The organism is Bartonella sp. HY328, from assembly GCF_025449335.1.
Lineage (GTDB): Bacteria > Pseudomonadota > Alphaproteobacteria > Rhizobiales > Rhizobiaceae > HY038.
The window spans coordinates 13,563-29,551 of sequence record NZ_CP104884.1 but is presented as its reverse complement, the minus strand read 5'-3'; the positions used below and the strand labels follow the sequence as shown (position 1 = coordinate 29,551).

General features: G+C 39.0%; 13 protein-coding genes. 7 read left to right on the top strand and 6 right to left on the bottom strand.

Annotation, left to right across the window (positions count from 1 at the left end; all coding sequences use genetic code 11):
• Window positions 1-185: 185 nt before the first annotated feature.
• From N5852_RS13655 to N5852_RS13645, 3 genes are all read right to left on the bottom strand, one after another.
• Window positions 186-1,103 carry an SDR family oxidoreductase gene (locus tag N5852_RS13655; protein WP_262100017.1) on the bottom strand — a complete coding sequence of 306 codons (918 nt, stop codon included), beginning with the start codon at window positions 1,101-1,103 and terminating at the stop codon, window positions 186-188.
• Window positions 1,104-1,799: 696 nt separating this feature from the next.
• Window positions 1,800-2,984, bottom strand: coding sequence for an aromatic amino acid transaminase (locus tag N5852_RS13650; RefSeq protein ID WP_262099934.1), 1,185 nt, complete (start codon window positions 2,982-2,984; stop codon window positions 1,800-1,802).
• A gap of 164 nt (window positions 2,985-3,148) precedes the next feature.
• Entirely contained in the window at window positions 3,149-4,462 is a 1,314-nt protein-coding gene (locus N5852_RS13645) for an MFS transporter (protein ID WP_262099933.1), read from the bottom strand.
• A 135-nt stretch (window positions 4,463-4,597) separates the two neighbouring features.
• On the opposite strand from N5852_RS13645, the gene N5852_RS13640 reads away from it, so the two are divergent.
• The 3 genes from N5852_RS13640 (at window position 4,598) to N5852_RS13630 (ending at window position 6,291) form a co-directional block, all read left to right on the top strand.
• On the top strand, window positions 4,598-4,828 hold the full coding sequence (locus N5852_RS13640; protein ID WP_262099932.1) for a hypothetical protein: 231 nt from the start codon (window positions 4,598-4,600) through the stop codon (window positions 4,826-4,828).
• 226 nt (window positions 4,829-5,054) lie between these two features.
• Window positions 5,055-5,573, top strand: coding sequence for a hypothetical protein (locus N5852_RS13635; protein ID WP_262099931.1), 519 nt, complete (start codon window positions 5,055-5,057; stop codon window positions 5,571-5,573).
• A gap of 184 nt (window positions 5,574-5,757) precedes the next feature.
• Window positions 5,758-6,291, top strand: a complete 534-nt coding sequence (locus tag N5852_RS13630; RefSeq protein WP_262099930.1) for a hypothetical protein — start codon at window positions 5,758-5,760, stop codon at window positions 6,289-6,291.
• 180 nt (window positions 6,292-6,471) lie between these two features.
• Here the strand turns inward: N5852_RS13630 and cycA are convergent, their stop codons facing one another.
• Complete coding sequence (gene cycA, locus N5852_RS13625; RefSeq protein ID WP_262099929.1) at window positions 6,472-7,896, bottom strand: D-serine/D-alanine/glycine transporter; 1,425 nt, start codon at window positions 7,894-7,896, stop codon at window positions 6,472-6,474.
• Between the two features lie 345 nt (window positions 7,897-8,241).
• Between cycA and N5852_RS13620 the strand changes: the two genes are divergently transcribed.
• The 3 genes from N5852_RS13620 (at window position 8,242) to N5852_RS13610 (ending at window position 11,740) form a co-directional block, all read left to right on the top strand.
• Window positions 8,242-9,654 carry an aspartate aminotransferase family protein gene (locus tag N5852_RS13620; RefSeq protein ID WP_182419920.1) on the top strand — a complete coding sequence of 471 codons (1,413 nt, stop codon included), beginning with the start codon at window positions 8,242-8,244 and terminating at the stop codon, window positions 9,652-9,654.
• 80 nt (window positions 9,655-9,734) lie between these two features.
• Window positions 9,735-10,865, top strand: coding sequence for a GNAT family N-acetyltransferase (locus tag N5852_RS13615; RefSeq protein WP_262099928.1), 1,131 nt, complete (start codon window positions 9,735-9,737; stop codon window positions 10,863-10,865).
• Window positions 10,862-11,740, top strand: a complete 879-nt coding sequence (locus N5852_RS13610; protein ID WP_262099927.1) for a hypothetical protein — start codon at window positions 10,862-10,864, stop codon at window positions 11,738-11,740. The genes N5852_RS13615 and N5852_RS13610 overlap by 4 nt, the downstream gene beginning before the upstream one ends.
• A 23-nt stretch (window positions 11,741-11,763) precedes the next feature.
• Here N5852_RS13610 and N5852_RS13605 read toward each other — a convergent pair whose 3' ends face one another.
• Together N5852_RS13605 and N5852_RS13600 are read right to left on the bottom strand one after the other, a co-directional pair.
• The gene (locus tag N5852_RS13605; RefSeq protein WP_262099926.1) at window positions 11,764-12,891 is read right to left on the bottom strand and encodes an alginate O-acetyltransferase AlgX-related protein; all 1,128 of its coding nucleotides are present in this window, start codon (window positions 12,889-12,891) and stop codon (window positions 11,764-11,766) included.
• A 17-nt stretch (window positions 12,892-12,908) separates the two neighbouring features.
• Complete coding sequence (locus N5852_RS13600; RefSeq protein ID WP_262099925.1) at window positions 12,909-14,291, bottom strand: MBOAT family O-acyltransferase; 1,383 nt, start codon at window positions 14,289-14,291, stop codon at window positions 12,909-12,911.
• 195 nt (window positions 14,292-14,486) lie between these two features.
• On the opposite strand from N5852_RS13600, the gene N5852_RS13595 reads away from it, so the two are divergent.
• Entirely contained in the window at window positions 14,487-15,461 is a 975-nt protein-coding gene (locus N5852_RS13595; protein ID WP_262099924.1) for an ABC transporter substrate-binding protein, read from the top strand.
• The last annotated feature ends 528 nt before the right edge of the window (window positions 15,462-15,989 follow it).

Below are 15,989 nucleotides of genomic sequence, written 5' to 3'. Positions count from 1 at the left end.
TCAGATGCTAAGGTTTTGGACCTGCCTTGCCAAGTGATACAACGATGCGGTCAAATACACCGAGCAAGCTCCAACAAATGAAGCGGTATTAAAAAAACTCGCGCAGGCCATAATCTTTTGGGCATAAGCAAAAAAGCTGCCCCTTTATATTGAAGGGGCAGCTTTTAATTTTTAGATGCTAATTATTAGCTATCCATGCCTGTACCGCCGCTCGCACCAAATACTTGGCCTGAGCAGTAACTGGCTTCATTGCTTGCAAGTAAAACATAAAGAGGCGCAATTTCAGCAGGCTGACCAGCACGCCCAAGCGGTGTTTGCGCGCCAAATTCAGGAATAGCATCCATCGGCGTTCCACCTGAAGGCTGAAGTGGTGTCCAGAACGGGCCAGGTGCTACGGCATTAACGCGAATACCTTTGGGGCCAAGTTGTTTCGCAAGTGACTTTGCAAAAGCAACATTGGCTGCCTTGGTTTGCGAATAGTCAAAAAGACTAGCGGATGGATCAAATGCTTGCACTGATGCGGTGATGATAATTGATCCACCAGCTGGCATATGTTTAAGCGCGGCTTTAGTTATACGAAATGGCCCATAAATATTGGTTTTCATTGTCGCGTCAAAGGCTTGATCACTAATATCAAGAATGGATGATGCTGCTTGTTGGCGACCTGCATTATTAACAAGAATGCATAAACCACCAAGACCTTGAACTGTCTTTTCTACCAATTCAATGCAAAAATCAGGGTCAGTAATTTCACCGGCAATTGCAATAGCCTTACGCCCTGCTTTTTCAATAAGCTCAACAACTTCGCGGGCATCATCTTCTTCTTCAGGCAGATAGCTAATCGCGACATCGGCACCTTCACGAGCAAAAGCAATTGCTGCGGCACGGCCAATACCGCTATCACCACCAGTAATAAGAGCTTTACGGCCGGCAAGACGACCTGAACCAATATAAGAATGCTCACCGTGATCAGGTAACGGATCCATTTTAACGGCAAGACCTGGCGCGGTTTGGCTTTTAGTATGATAAGGAGGTTTAGGATAGGCGTCAACGGGGTTGATAGGCAGTGTTTGACGTTGCTCATTGTGATGATCGCTAGGCATTGCATTTTGCTGCAATTGTGCGTTTTTATCTTCAGTCATAATATTTCCTTTTGTAAGTCATTTTAGAAACTAAGTCAGATTAATCAGATCGATAAAAGTTCTGATTAGTAGATAATTCTTGTAAATCGACTAAATTGGCTAATTTGGTTGAAAACCAAATTTTAAAGACGGACGATAATGATATGTACGTAAGTTAATGCGTATAAGTTGACGCTGCACACAAATCATAAACACCTAAAGCACCCAAAAGGTTCCATAATGTGTTTGTTTTTTGCTTTGCGATGATTGTCGTAAAAATGGACCAGAAAAAGCCATTGATTATGTGTTTTGTAGTAGTTTAACTTAGCGTAATATTTTGCAATATAGCGACGTGCAATGGTGAAATTTTAACCAATTATTTTGAAAAATCCAAATGTACAATAATTCATTGGCTAGCTCCGTAACACCCATGAATCATAGCGAAACTAAAATGGAAAGCCATAAAGTGAATAGGTCTTGCACTTAAGATAATGGCTGAAAATGTGATATAGTACAGAGTTTGGCTGCGCATAAACGGAGGGCATTTTATTGCCCTGTTTTTAGCTAACAGGGCAGGGAAGGCCGCATGAATATCCACGCGGCCTAAAAAACGCAACTTTAGTTGAAAGCTAAAATCAAAATAGCTTCATGCGCCACAATCACCTCGCGCACATCAATTTAAGCATTCAGTATGTTTGCAATAGCTGTAGCCATGCGTTGGCATTCTTGTATTTTTAAGCCTGCAATATTCATGCGTCCACCTGGCACTATATAAATTGCAAACTCGTTACAAAGGCGGTTTACCGCTTGCTGATCTAAGGGCAATAGTGAGAACATACCTTTGCCTTTTTTAATATATGCAAAGCGATCGGGGCCAAAAAACACCGCTAATTCATCGGCTAAACTTTTACGTAAATTATTAATGCGGCCGCACATAAGGGCAAGTTCTTGATGCCAGTTTTGATAAAGGGTTTTATCAACGAGAATACGCCGTACAATTTCAGCACCATGATCTGGCGGCATAGAATAGGAAAAGCGAGCAACGCGGTTTAATTGAGATTGCACAGATTTTTGGGTTTGTGCTTCGTGCGAAAAGACAAAGGCTGCACCTGTTCGCTCCCGATAGAGGGCAAAGTTTTTTGAAGCACTAATAGCGACAAGACCGGCGGGCAGGGTGCGTGTAATAATATCTACGCCGGTTAAATCTTCCTGTAAATTACTACCAAAGCCAAGATAAGCAAGATCGATAAATGGAATAAGCTCTTTTTTCAATAAAAGATCGGCGACTTGCTGCCATTGTTCTGCATCAAGATCAACACCCGTTGGATTATGGCAAACGCCGTGCAAAAGCACAATATCGCCTTTTTGCGCCTTGCCAAGGTCACTAAGCATTGCACTAAAATCAAGGCTAGTTGTTTGATCATTATAATAGGCGTAAGTTGCAAGTTTATGGCCAGCCGCTTCAAAAATAGCACCATGATTACCCCAAGTTGGATTAGGCAACCATACAGTTCTTTTATCTTCAATAGCAACAAAATCAGCTAATGTACGTAAAGCACCAGAACCACCGGGCGTCTGCAAACTGGAAAGAGTAAGGTCGGAGTGAAAAATTTTTGCAGATAAAAGTTCTAGAAAGCCAATATTACCGCGAATACCAAGATAAGTTTTGGTCTTTTCTTCAAGTAAAATGCCTTGTTCTGCCAATTTTACCGCTTGCATAATTGGCGTGTCACCCTTGTCATCACGATAAACACCAACACCTAAATCAATGCAATTGTCGCGTTTATCTTTGCGTAAAATATCCATAATCGCCAAAATTGGGTCGCCGGCAGCTTCGCTATAATTTTTTAAAAACTCGCACATTTATCGCTTATTCCCTATTTTTGATTTATCGAGCCACAAATATAAAGTCCTATACCATTTTATTTAAGCTGAAAAGCAATAGCGGGCTATAATTTCGACAACAAAATATTACAGCTTAACATTATTGCATAAGATATCTTATGGAACTTTTTTAAGTGTAAAAATTAGCGGTTTACCAATCGGGCGGGTAAAAGCGCGACAAGGCAGCAACTTAGAGCTAAAAATGCTGCAAATATCCATAAAGCACCACTGGCTGAACCTGTTAAATTTATAGCAAGGCCGATAAGTGCATTGGATACCAAGCCTGCAATATTGGCAAGCGATATGGCAAGGGCAAAACCAGTTGCGGCGGCTGTACCCTTTAAAAAGGTCGCAGGCAAAGCAAAAAACACTGGTACGGTGCCAATAATCATCGCGGATGCGACGCTAAACAAAAATACAGTTGCAAAAACATTATCAACAAAAAAGGTTGAAGTTATCATGGCAGTGCCACCGATAATAAAGGGAATGATAATATGAAAGCGGCGCTCGCGGTGATAATCGGAACTTGCGCCTAATAATAAAATGCTTAAAACTGCAAATATTCCTGGAATTGCAGTTAATAACCCAATAATGAGCGGATCAATAATGCCGGTGTTTTTAATAAAGCTCGGCAACCAAAAACCAAGGGCGTAGGTACAAAGCAAAATTGAAAAATCAATGCCGCCCAACATCCAAACCTTAATATTTAAAAGCCCATCGCGCAAGCTATGCTTTGCATGGGTTTCATTCAGTTGATCCATTTGCATGGCATTGTGGATCAAGGCTTTTTCCTCGATATTGAGCCAATGGGCTTTATCATAATTATCTGGCAAGCAATAAATTGCCATAAGTCCCAAAATAATAGTAGGCACTGCTTCCAATAAAAACAGCCATTGCCAACCATTCCAGCCATTCAATCCTGCAAATTGCGTCATGATAAAACCCGATAGCGGCCCACCAATTACTGTTGCAAGGGGTAAACCGATAATGAACAATGCCATTATCCGACCACGCCTATAGCTGGGAAACCATGTGGTTAAATAATAAAGCACTCCGGGTAAAAAACCTGCTTCGGCCACACCTAATAAAAAACGCACGCTATAAAACTGCAAAGGTGTGGTAACAAACATAGTAAGGCCAGAAAATATTCCCCAGCTTACCATAATACGGGCGATCCAAAGCCGCGCCCCTACCCTTTGTAAAACAAGATTACTTGGCACTTCAAATAAAATATAGCCAAGGAAAAACAGCCCTGCCCCAAAACCATAAGCAACCTCACTAAATTGTAAATCATCCAGCATTTGCAATTTGGCAAAACCGATATTAATACGGTCTAAATAGGAGGCGATATAACAAAAGCATAAAAATGGCACCAACCGCCAAGCTACTTTTTTGAAAACCGCGATAGTCTCCAAAGTTTCAGCTGATTGGTTTTGTTGTGCCGCTAATTTTACCATGAGTTTCCTCATCGATGAACAATGATCTGTGGGCAGATTGTAAAGCTTCAGCTTTATATATCACCCGTTTTATAACAAGGCTATGCCTCAACATATTTTTGATGTGATGTGTTCAAGGCAGATATGCGTAATTTCATGGAGGATACTTATAAAAATGTTTCGAGTCTTAGTGGAGAGTTTAGTTTAGAAGATATTAGCTATGGAGTGACTGAAAAGGGCCAAAAATATGCAATTATTCGTTATAAAACAAATGTTGTTCTTCATAGCGGTCAAAAAGAAGCGATAGATAGTATTGTTGCAGCTGTAAAAATAGATGATAAACAATATTTTTTAGATATTGGAAAAGCTGATAACCTTATTTATTAGTATTACTTTATCCACAGTTTGACGGCATTGATCCAATTATAGAATAGTTCAATTTTCATAACACACCAATTTTTTTGTAACCTATGTATAATTATTTTGATTTATGAAAATTATAACGTAAATATAGGCAATGATTATAAATTATACATTTATATTTTCTAATATTTATACATGATTTATAAAACCTGTTAAAAATAAGCGGTTACCATTTGAAAACGGAGCTATGATGAAAAAAGCATTATCAATTTTTTTGATTTTTTTTCTTTTTACTTTGCCAGCGGCTGCAAGCGATTGGCAAAACAGTGAAAAAGCGCAAATACAAAGTGAATTTACTGCTTTTAATGAACGCGCTAAAACAAAAGATCTTAATATGATCCAAGATGCGCTGCCGCCTGCTTTTATGAAATATTTAGCAGATAAAGATGGGCAAGACGTAGAAACATTAAAAGCTTCTATGACAAAAGCCATGGAAATGTCCTTTGCAAATATAAAAACAATTGAAGGCAGTTTTAACCCAGATGATATTTTATATCGTCAATCAAGCGATGGTGCAAAATATGCCATTATTCCTTATAAAACCCATATTGTTTTAACTTCTGGCCAAGAAGTAACTGCAGATAGTAAAGTTGCCGCTATTATGGTAGAGGGTAAATATTGGTTTCTAGATGTCGGCAAAGAGATAAATGTCATGGTTATAAAGACTGTTTATCCAGAATATAAAGATTTAGATGTCAGTGTAAATTAATTGAAAACTATATTATAAAACGATATATGTTAATTACACTTATTATATTATCTAAAGCATGTCGATTTTGATAAGATTGACATGCTTTTTTTATAAAGATGTATATTGAAATTGGTACCACGCTTTTATATTTCCAAACGGGTTAAAGTGTCACACATATGATGGCATAAGATGAGGGCAGATAATGAGATCAGCAATTTTTATTATTTTAGCCATTTTTTTGTTCCCCTTTGCATGTTTTTCTCAAACCGTAGCGGTAGATAGTTGGCAGGCGGAGGAAAAAGCTCAAATAGAACGTGATTTTACGGCCTATGTAGAAGCTGTTAAATCAAAAAACGCTGTACGAGTAGCTGCGTTTCTACCACCCGCAATACTAGAATATATTGCAAAGCGCGGTGGTTTAGATGTTGTAAAGTTTAAAGCGGACATGATCCATTGGTTATATCAAGAATATAATAGCTTTACATCCTTAAATATCGAGTTCCAACCCGAAAACATTCGTTATAGGCAAGCAGCTGGTGGTGATAAATATGCGATTATTCCCTATGTTAGCCATGTTAAAATAGAAACTGCTGAAACCTATGATATGGAAGGCAGTTCTATTGGTCTTATAATAGATGGTAAAAGCTATTTTTATAGCATTCTCACAACGGATGGCATTAATATAGTCAAAACGGTTTTCCCACAATTTAAAGATATGGATATCAGCACAGAATGACTAAACGCGGTAGCTAGAAATGCTACGGTCGCATATGAAGGACTGTATCTTAAAAACCTTAGCAAATATAAGGTGAAGCAAAATACTATGAGTTGCTGATGATGCGTTAACTTTAAAAAACTGCTTTAAAAGGTCTTGTCTTTCGGCAAGACCTTTTTATTGTGCATTATTTTGTCTAAATTATTTTTGATGATAAGTTTTACGCGCAAAAGCAAAGAAGCAAACAGCAAGCAACACAAACCATAAAGGTGTATAAATAAGTGCAATGCGGGTATCTGCTTCAAGTGACAATAGTGTTAAAATAAACACGAAAAACGCCATAACCACGTAACACATGGCAACACCACCAGGCATTTTATAGATAGAACGCTCATGCTGCTCGGGCCGCTTTTCGCGATAAACAACATAGCTAATGAGAATGATTGTCCAAACAAACATAAACAATATAGCTGAAATGGTGGTTACAACTGTAAAAGCTTCCATAATTGTTGGCATCAACGACAATATTGCATACCCAAGTAAAATGCAGATGCATGAAAATAGCAAACCATTAGCAGGTACGTGCTTTTTAGACAACTTACCTAATGCTTTAGGAGCGCCATCTTTTTCTGCAAGACCATAAACCATACGGCTTGTAGAAAACACACCGCTATTGGCTGATGATGCAGCCGAAGTTAACACAACAAAATTTACAATACCGGCCGCAACAGGAATACCAATAAGCACAAACATTGCCACAAATGGGCTGCTGCCTGGGTCAACCATATTCCATGGCGTAACGGCCATAATAACGATGAGCGATAAAACATAGAAGAAAATAACGCGGATTGGAATGGAGTTAATCGCCCGTGGCAAGGTGCGTTCTGGATGTTTTACTTCCGCAGCAGCAGTGCCCGCAAGCTCAATACCCACAAAGGCAAAAACCGCAATTTGGAAACCAGCAAAGAAGCCCATAACACCATTTGGGAAAATATTGCCGCCATTCCATACATTGCTAAGTGAGGTGACTGTTCCATTAGGAGAGGTAAAGCCAGTCGCAATCATATAGGCGCCCACGGCAATCAATGCGAGAATAGCGATGATTTTAATAATTGCAAACCAAAATTCAAGCTCGCCAAATAATTTAACGGCCACGATATTAAGCACATAAAACAAGGCAACACAGGCTATAACTGCCACCCACGGATTAAGCCAAGGCCACCAGAATTGCGTATAGCTATGGGGATCTTGCGGAGTTAGCGGAATGGAAACACCTGCAATCGCGATAACATCCGCAACACCGGTTACAATCCAGCATAGCCAATAGGTCCAGCCGATGAAAAAACCGGCCCAAGGGCCTAAAAGATCAGCCGAAAAGTCGATGAAAGATTTATATTTCGTATTGGAGAGCAATAGTTCGCCCATGGCGCGCATGACGAAAAAAAGCATAAAACCGATAATCGCATAAACAAGCACAATTGATGGCCCTGCTGCGTGAATGGTTTTACCAGAGCCCATAAACAGACCCGTACCTATCGCACCGCCAATAGCAATGAGCTGAATGTGACGATTTTCAAGCCCGCGCTCAAGCTGTTGATCGTCTGGATTATTTGTTTTTTTTGTCATCCAGTTTTCCCCTTACTTAAAAAGTCGTTTTTAAAGAAGTTTGAATGTATAGGATTAGCAAGCCAGTGCAATAATGTAAATTACTTTCATTTAAAAATAATCACATTTTTGACACAAATTAAGTGCGCCGCTGCGCAATCAATTCTTTTGTCCTGACCCTAAGCATGTTAGGATTTAAAGAGCTATAGGCTTTGCTATTTTATGTAATTTTTACGCCTATCACAAAAAATGCAACACAAGCACCAAACAATTGTTACCTTGTTACCAAATCGCTACATAAAGCAAACAGCCACCAACAAAAGCCTTTGCTAATTCTGCATCACTTAAAAGTTTGGAGCAATTGCAATGGCAATATTTCACGGATATAAAGACGGCGAAGCAAACGAAATTGAAAATAATTTACTTCAAGATGAAGCAAAATATTGTTCGTTTGGCGATACAGTTCATTACGTCAATCCACCCAAAATCTTCGCCGGCTGCGAAGGGTCTTATATGTACGACCTTAAGGGCATTCCTTATCTTGATTTGCAAATGTGGTATTCTGCAGTCAATTTTGGTTATGCCAATCCGCGCCTCAATGAAGTTCTAAAGCAGCAGATCGATACGTTACCACAAACTGCTAGCCAATATTTGCATCCAACCAAAATCGAGCTTGCAAAAACCATTGCTGTAGACATGAAAAACAAATTCGGTCTTGATGGCCGCGTGCATTTCAATGTTGGTGGTTCGCAATCGATTGAAGATTCATTAAAAATCGTACGCAATGCAAAAAATGGCAAGAGCTTAATGTTCGCCTTTGAAGGTGGCTATCACGGCCGTACGCTTGGTGCTTCATCCATCACATCAAGCTACCGCTATCGTCGTCGTTATGGCCATTTTGGCGAACGCGCAATGTTTTTGCCTTTTCCATACCCATTTCGCCGTCCCCGCGGAATGAGCGTTGAAGAATATGGTGAACATTGCGTGAATGAATTTGCCCGTCTTTTTGAAACAGAATATAATGGCGTTTGGGATCCAAAGGCATCAGAAGCTGAATATGCTGCCTTTTATATCGAGCCATTACAAGGCACTGGCGGTTATGTCGTGCCACCGCGCAACTTCTTCAAAGGCATCAAGAAAGTCCTTGATCAATATGGCATTTTAATGGTTGTTGATGAAATCCAGATGGGCTTTTATCGCACCGGTAAATTATGGTCGATTGAGCATTTTGGCGTCACCCCTGATGTGCTTGTATTTGCCAAAGCCTTAACCAATGGTCTTAATCCCCTTGGTGGCCTTTGGGCGCGGGAAGAATTGATCAATCCTAAAATGTTCCCTCCTGGTTCAACCCATTCAACCTTTGCATCTAATCCACTAGGTACTGCCCTTGGCTTGGAAGTAATGCGCATGACTGCCGAAACCGACTTTGAAGGCATGGTTATGGAAAAAGGGGCGCATTTCCTTGAAGGTTTACAAGATTTGCAGAAACGTCACCCTGAAATTGGCGATGTTGATGGACTTGGTCTTGCTCTTCGCTGCGAAATTTGTACTGAAGATGGCTTTACACCTAACCGTGAATTGCTTGACCGGATGGTTGATATTGGCCTTTCAGGCGATCTTGAATATGAAGGACAAAAGACTGGTCTTGTCTTGGATGTTGGTGGTTATTACAAGAATGTTATTACCCTTGCGCCATCCTTGATGATTAGCAAAGCCGAAATTGATAAGGCTATTGCCTTGCTTGACCAATTATTAAAACGGGCAAAGGCCAGTATGTAAAGACAAGTATGTAATTTGCGCTTTGCAATATCCCCCAAACTAAGAATAAGTGAGGGGTGGGAGAAAAAGAGGTTGTTCAAGTGACTAAGCACAAGGAAATAGGCTCGAATAAAGTTACTTATTCGCGCAATAATCTTGAGCCTAGTCATTTGTCTAGCCTCTTTTTTTCATATTTGCCAAAAGACTTTTCTAGCACTGATTTAAATTCTGGATTGCCTTGCTTTGCCGCTGAGTTTGATCTTTTAACCACTATGGAAAGCCAAACAAGAAAGCGTATTGAAAAGCTACCTTTTTACAAGTTTTGGAGCCGATTTTTAAAGCTAAATACGCTTTTTATTGGCACCACGGTAAGTGAATTTACCCCACTACCTGATAGTTTTGATTTTAACAGCGCAGCCCAAGAATTAACAACCAAAGCAAAGACCAATTATCCACTGGTCATTGTCAAGGATTTGCCACTAAAAAACCCACTCATGAGCGCGAATGACAGTGATGTGAGTTCAAATTTTGTAGTTGCCTTAGAGCGTTGCGGCTTTATCAAAGTTGAGGGGCAAGCGCTTGCCTATGTAAAAATGGATTTTGCTTCAGTTGATGAATATTTAAACCGTTTTTCAAAAAGTCGCCGCAAGGATTTTCGCCGTAAAATGCGTCACCGCGATGAGTTGATTATTGACGTGCTTGAAGCTGGTGATCCGTTATTTTTTGATGAAAAAGCGCTTGATCAATATTATAGCCTTTATTTGCAAGTCTATCAGCAAAGTGAGGTGCATTTTGACCTGTTAAGCCGTGATTTTTTTGTTAATTTATTGCAAAATTCTGATCCCTCTTTGCGTGTTTTTACTTATAAAACCAAAGATAATCAATTAATTGGCTATAATATCTGTTTTATCCACGACAAAAAGTTGGTTGATAAATATATTGGTTTTGATTATCCAGCTGCAACCAATTACAATTTGTATTTTTTAAGCTGGTTCATCAATCTTGAATATGCGCTTGCCCATCACCTAGAATTTTATGTTGCTGGCTGGACAGATCCTAACGTAAAGGCTTCGCTTGGGGCAAAATTTGCCATGACTCAACATGCTGTTTACATCCGCAATCCAGTTTTACGGCGGATTTTAAATCATTTTCGCCATCACTTTGAAAGCGATGCTACCGCCATTGCGCCAAAAGAAAATAACACTGCCACATCGGTGGAGAATAATCAATGAATCCAATTATTCTCGATTTTGATCACAGTGTTAAATCCTTAGACAATGAAATAAGATTACCGCTTAGCGATTATCAAAAATCTATTCGCTTTGCTGCAACCATGCGCAATTATAAAAAGCTTGGGCTTTATCTTGATAATAAATTGGGTAGCCATAAAGGCCCCGTATTTTTAGGTAGTGGCGACTATCATCACATTAGCCATTTACTCATTGCACGCCAAGCCAAATTATTAGGTGACAAGCGCCTTACCGTGGTTATTTTGGACAATCACCCCGATAATATGCGTTATCCGTTTGGCATTCATTGTGGCTCCTGGGTTAGTTATACAGCAGCATTGCCTTTTGTTAACCATGTTCATGTGCTTGGCATAACCTCTCATGATATTGGTTTAAGCCATGCTGTTGAAAACCGGTTAAGTCCACTAATACGCGGCAAGCTTACCTATTGGTCAACTGGCGTTAATGTTAACTGGGGGAAATATTTGGGCCTAAAAAACAGCTTCATGAGCTTTAAGAATATTGATGATCTTGTGTCTGCCTTTATCAGCGCGCAAATATGTCAAAACCAGTCAATCTATCTATCGATTGACAAGGACGTTTTATCTAAAGCAACGATTAAAACCAATTGGGATCAAGGGCAGATGGAAATGCGTCATTTGCAGGATTTGGTTGTTGCTTTAAGTCCCTGTATCCGCGCTTGCGATATTACGGGGGAAGTATCTGATTATCAGTATAAAACCCTTGGCAAGCGTTTGATGAGCAAGCTTGATGGGCAAAATCCTGTGCCTATTGATGAGCTTGATAGCTGGCAAAAAGAACATCGTAGTTTCAATCAAATGCTGCTTGGACTTTTTGCCCGCTTTTGCCCAATATAATTAAGTCTTTCTAGAAATTAACCTTATATACCACGCTCAACGAGTACAATTAAAGCATATTGAGGTTTTTCCTTAGCATTTGCTAGTCTCTGCGCAATATCACTAGCCGTATTTTTCTGAATATGCATCATTTCAATATGGCTTATCGCACCTGCTAAAAAAGGCTGTATTGATCCAGTGAAAGAGTCGCCAACAATCCATAAATTCACTTGATTGGTAGCATCAGGATTAATTATTATATTATTATCTGTTGTTGCAATAGTATCTAAATCGAATTGAGTTTCAGTACCATCTTCTTTTATAAGCTTGGCATGAGGTGATGGCGACCTATATTTAACACTATAATTATCATCATCTACAAGAGTAATAGATGTAAGGCTGGCAATGGAAACAAGATCACCATTACGAGCCTTAATCGCCTCAAGACTATATGCAGGAGGCGCATTTAAATGCCATTTTTTTAAAAGATTAAGGGCTACAAGCTCACCTGCTTTTAAGTTCCAATGCGTGTCGGTACGATAATACAACAAGCCAGCGTGCTTATAATTAATTAAATCACGTGTGGGATCATAAACATCAATACCATCATTTTGCATTTGTCTGATTATCGGCGTTATATATCGCTGTGATGTTGGCTTCAAAAAGGACGGTAATTTTTCAGGATAAATACTGTATTTATTGGGTCCCACTAAAAAAATCGTTTTTATACCATGCTCTGCAAATATATTTACATAAGCTTCAAGTGCTTTAGACCGATTATCCACAATCTGTGAATTAATAGGTTTGTTGCCGGTCAATTTATCTATCGTCTGATTGTAATCGTTACCTAAAAATAGCCAATTCTCCTGTCCTCTAAAAGCTTTTCGGGCATCAATATTATCATGAAAATAAAGGGTTATCCCTCTGTTAAAGCCTATAAATTCCGAGCGACTAGGAAAATTATCAGAAACAAATTTATCAATTTCAGAAAAGTAATCCTTAATGGCATGCGAATTGGTAATTTTAAAATGTTTTGGAAATGCTGTTGGTTCTCGTTTTTCATCAACAAGTAAATCGCTGGCTGGTTTAAAAAAAAGCAACAAAGGTATAAAAAATAGTGTCAATAAAAAGACGCAAGAAATGAGGTTTTTCATATTGTTAATACCGGTCATAACTAATCCACCCTCGTTTAAAAATTGAAATAAATAAATGGGTTGCGAGAATTAGTTAATAACATCGACAATGACGCAAAAAACAAAATTGCTTGCACTAAGTAAATACTAAAGCCAAATGCTGCCGGTTTATGGGAGGTAGGCTGGGGAATAAAGCGGTCTGGAATTAGCACAATTAGGATACCAATCGCGGTTAAAAGGCTAGGTATCTTATAATAAATAAGGGTGGCTTCCATGCTTTGGAAACTAAACATGTGCCCAAGATAAGCTATCGCAGAACCTAAATCATTGGATCGAAAGAATACCCAACCGATCAGAACTATAATTATTGTATAAATGCGCATAACAAATATTGGCAAACGGTCAATTAAAGCTGCAACTGGCTTTAAACGCTCTACCACTAAAAATGCGCCGTGCCACAAACCCCAAATTATGAAGGTTAAATTGGCACCATGCCATAAGCCACAAAGGAAAAACACGATTAATAAATTACGGTAAGTGCCCCATTCGCCGCCGCGACTTCCGCCAAGGGGAATATAGACATAATCGCGGAACCAACTTGAAAGTGATATATGCCAACGGCGCCAAAATTCTTTAATGGAGGCAGAAGAATAAGGTCGTTTAAAGTTTTCTTCAAAGCGAAAGCCTATCATTGCGGCAAGACCAATCGCCATATCCGAATAGCCAGAAAAGTCAAAATAAATTTGAATTGCATAAGCTAAAATGCCAATCCAAGCATCTAACATACCAACACCGCTAATCGAGTTAGTAAAAGCCGCATCGGCAAGATATGCCGCAGAATTTGCAATTAATACTTTTTTATTCAGGCCGACCAAAAATCGATAAACGCCAAAATTGAATAGTTCACGACTTGGACCTCGTTGGTCAATATCATCTTGCACTTGCGCAAAGCGTACAATTGGTCCTGCAACAAGATGGGGAAACATGCAAAAGTAGGTCAGAAAATCAAGAGCATTTCGAGCAGGCTTTATTTGTCCGCGATAAATATCAATAATATAGCTTAAAGCATGGAAAGTGAAAAAACTTATACCGAGCGGCATTGTGTGATGGGTAACTGAGACATTAGGCAATACTAATGACATCGCCCAAACGAAATATTTATAATAAAACAGAATGCCAAGGTTAATAAAGATGAGTGAAATGAGGTGAAATTTTTTATTTTTTGATTTGGCAATATTATTGCCGCCAATATAGTTTAAAATAGCAAGTCCAAGCAGTAAGAAGACATTATACGCCTCCCCCCAAGTATAAAATAACAAGCTTGTCGCCAGTAAAAAGCTATTGCGCAAATATATATTTTTAAACGACCGCGCCACCATATCTAAAAAGAGTGCAAGCGGAAAAAGCAAGAAAATAAATGAAAGAGATGAAAAAACCATAAACTGACCAATTACTATATGTTGTTGGTTAGCGATACCATGATCCTATAGAAATATCAATCAAACATCATTTGGAAAGTAATAACTTTGCCATATAAATATCGGTCAAAATAATTGCCTTTAGCGTTAAATTCATGCATAAAAGTTGCAACGACATTATTAATCTTGTTCATCCCGCAAAAGAAGGGAAATATTATGAAAAAATTGCTAATCGCCGCTGTGGCCGCTTTATCCTTTGCAACGCCTAGCCTAATCAGCCTAACGGCCAACGCTGCTGATAAAGTGCAAGTGGATATCACTCAAATAGTTGCCCACCCTGCTCTTGATGCAGTGCGCAAAGGCGTTGAAGATTATCTTGAGCAGCAAGGCTATAAAAAAGGTGAAAATTTAACGATTAATTTTCAATCGGCACAAGGCAATATTCCAACTGCAACGCAAATTGCCCGTCAATTTGTTGGTGAAGAACCAAATGTAATTGTAGCAATTGCTACGCCATCGGCGCAAACCATGGCAGCAACAACAAAAGAAATTCCAATTGTATTTTCTGCCGTATCTGATCCCGTAGAAGCAAAATTGGTTGCTAGCCTTGATAAACCGGGGGCTAATGTCACTGGCGTATCAGATCGCTCGCCAGTTGACGAACATATCAAATTGCTAAAAGAAATATTCCCAGATTTAAAAAATATCGGTTACCTTTATAATGCCGGCGAAGCCAATTCTGTGTCCAATTTGAAATTATTGGAAGAAGTTGCCAAGGCTAATAATATTAATATTGTTCCAGCATCCGCATCTAAAGCATCAGATGTGCAAGCCGCCACGCGCTCGCTGCTTGGCAAGGTTGACGTTATATATGTACCAACCGATAATATGATCATTTCGGTTCTTGAAGGGGTATCTGTGGTTGCGCTTGAAAGCAAAACACCATTATTTACTGCCGATGCAAGTTCTATTGGCCGTGGCCCCTTTGCGGCGCAAGGCATTAATTATTATGATGCTGGAATTGAAACAGGCAAGCTGGTCGAGCGTATTTTGAAAGGCGAAAAGCCAGCCGATATTGCAGTTACTACCCCACCTGCTAAGGATATTTCGATTGATTTACAAGCCGCAGAAAAATTGGGCGTTACCGTTCCACAAGCGGTGATTGACCGTGCGGCGAAGGTACTTCGCTAAAGTTTTATGGGAAGTGCTTATTGCACTTCCCAGTTTTATCATAAGGCAAAAATAGTATATATATTTAGTGGCGGCTGATAAATGTGCTCAAGGCAATCATCGCCATAAAAAATAGTATAACCAAATGAATTTTTATAAGACTGCTTATGAGATCGGCCATATTACTGGTATAATGTCGGGAATTAAGGGCAAAAACCCAAAAAATTGTTGCTAAAATAATCAATATTGTAAAGTTAAGTATAAACGATACCCCACTTAGAAATCCTAAAAAATCTAACACCCAAAAAGCCGAATTAGGCCCGAAAAAATCAATCAAAAAATTAAATAAATGAGATCCTAAAGGGTTAAAAAAATCGATTATTTTAACAATAAAAATGCAATCAATAATGATTGCAAGCCAGATAAAAATCTTACTGCTAAAGTTAGCTGGTAATGAAACTTTCATAATTTGCCTTATTTTCAAACTTTGCCTTATTTTATTGTATCTATAATCATTTTATTCCTAATTTATATTTTCAAAACAAAATT

Excerpts from the sequence above, each read along its gene's own strand:
- N5852_RS13655 (WP_262100017.1), bottom strand. The coding sequence starts at position 1,103 with ATGCCTAGCGATCATCACAATGAGCAACGTCAAACACTGCCTATCAAC.
- N5852_RS13650 (WP_262099934.1), bottom strand. The coding sequence starts at position 2,984 with ATGTGCGAGTTTTTAAAAAATTATAGCGAAGCTGCCGGCGACCCAATT.
- N5852_RS13645 (WP_262099933.1), bottom strand. The coding sequence starts at position 4,462 with ATGGTAAAATTAGCGGCACAACAAAACCAATCAGCTGAAACTTTGGAG.
- N5852_RS13640 (WP_262099932.1), top strand. The coding sequence starts at position 4,598 with ATGGAGGATACTTATAAAAATGTTTCGAGTCTTAGTGGAGAGTTTAGT.
- N5852_RS13635 (WP_262099931.1), top strand. The coding sequence starts at position 5,055 with ATGAAAAAAGCATTATCAATTTTTTTGATTTTTTTTCTTTTTACTTTG.
- N5852_RS13630 (WP_262099930.1), top strand. The coding sequence starts at position 5,758 with ATGAGATCAGCAATTTTTATTATTTTAGCCATTTTTTTGTTCCCCTTT.
- cycA (WP_262099929.1), bottom strand. The coding sequence starts at position 7,896 with ATGACAAAAAAAACAAATAATCCAGACGATCAACAGCTTGAGCGCGGG.
- N5852_RS13620 (WP_182419920.1), top strand. The coding sequence starts at position 8,242 with ATGGCAATATTTCACGGATATAAAGACGGCGAAGCAAACGAAATTGAA.
- N5852_RS13610 (WP_262099927.1), top strand. The coding sequence starts at position 10,862 with ATGAATCCAATTATTCTCGATTTTGATCACAGTGTTAAATCCTTAGAC.
- N5852_RS13605 (WP_262099926.1), bottom strand. The coding sequence starts at position 12,891 with ATGACCGGTATTAACAATATGAAAAACCTCATTTCTTGCGTCTTTTTA.
- N5852_RS13600 (WP_262099925.1), bottom strand. The coding sequence starts at position 14,291 with ATGGTTTTTTCATCTCTTTCATTTATTTTCTTGCTTTTTCCGCTTGCA.
- N5852_RS13595 (WP_262099924.1), top strand. The coding sequence starts at position 14,487 with ATGAAAAAATTGCTAATCGCCGCTGTGGCCGCTTTATCCTTTGCAACG.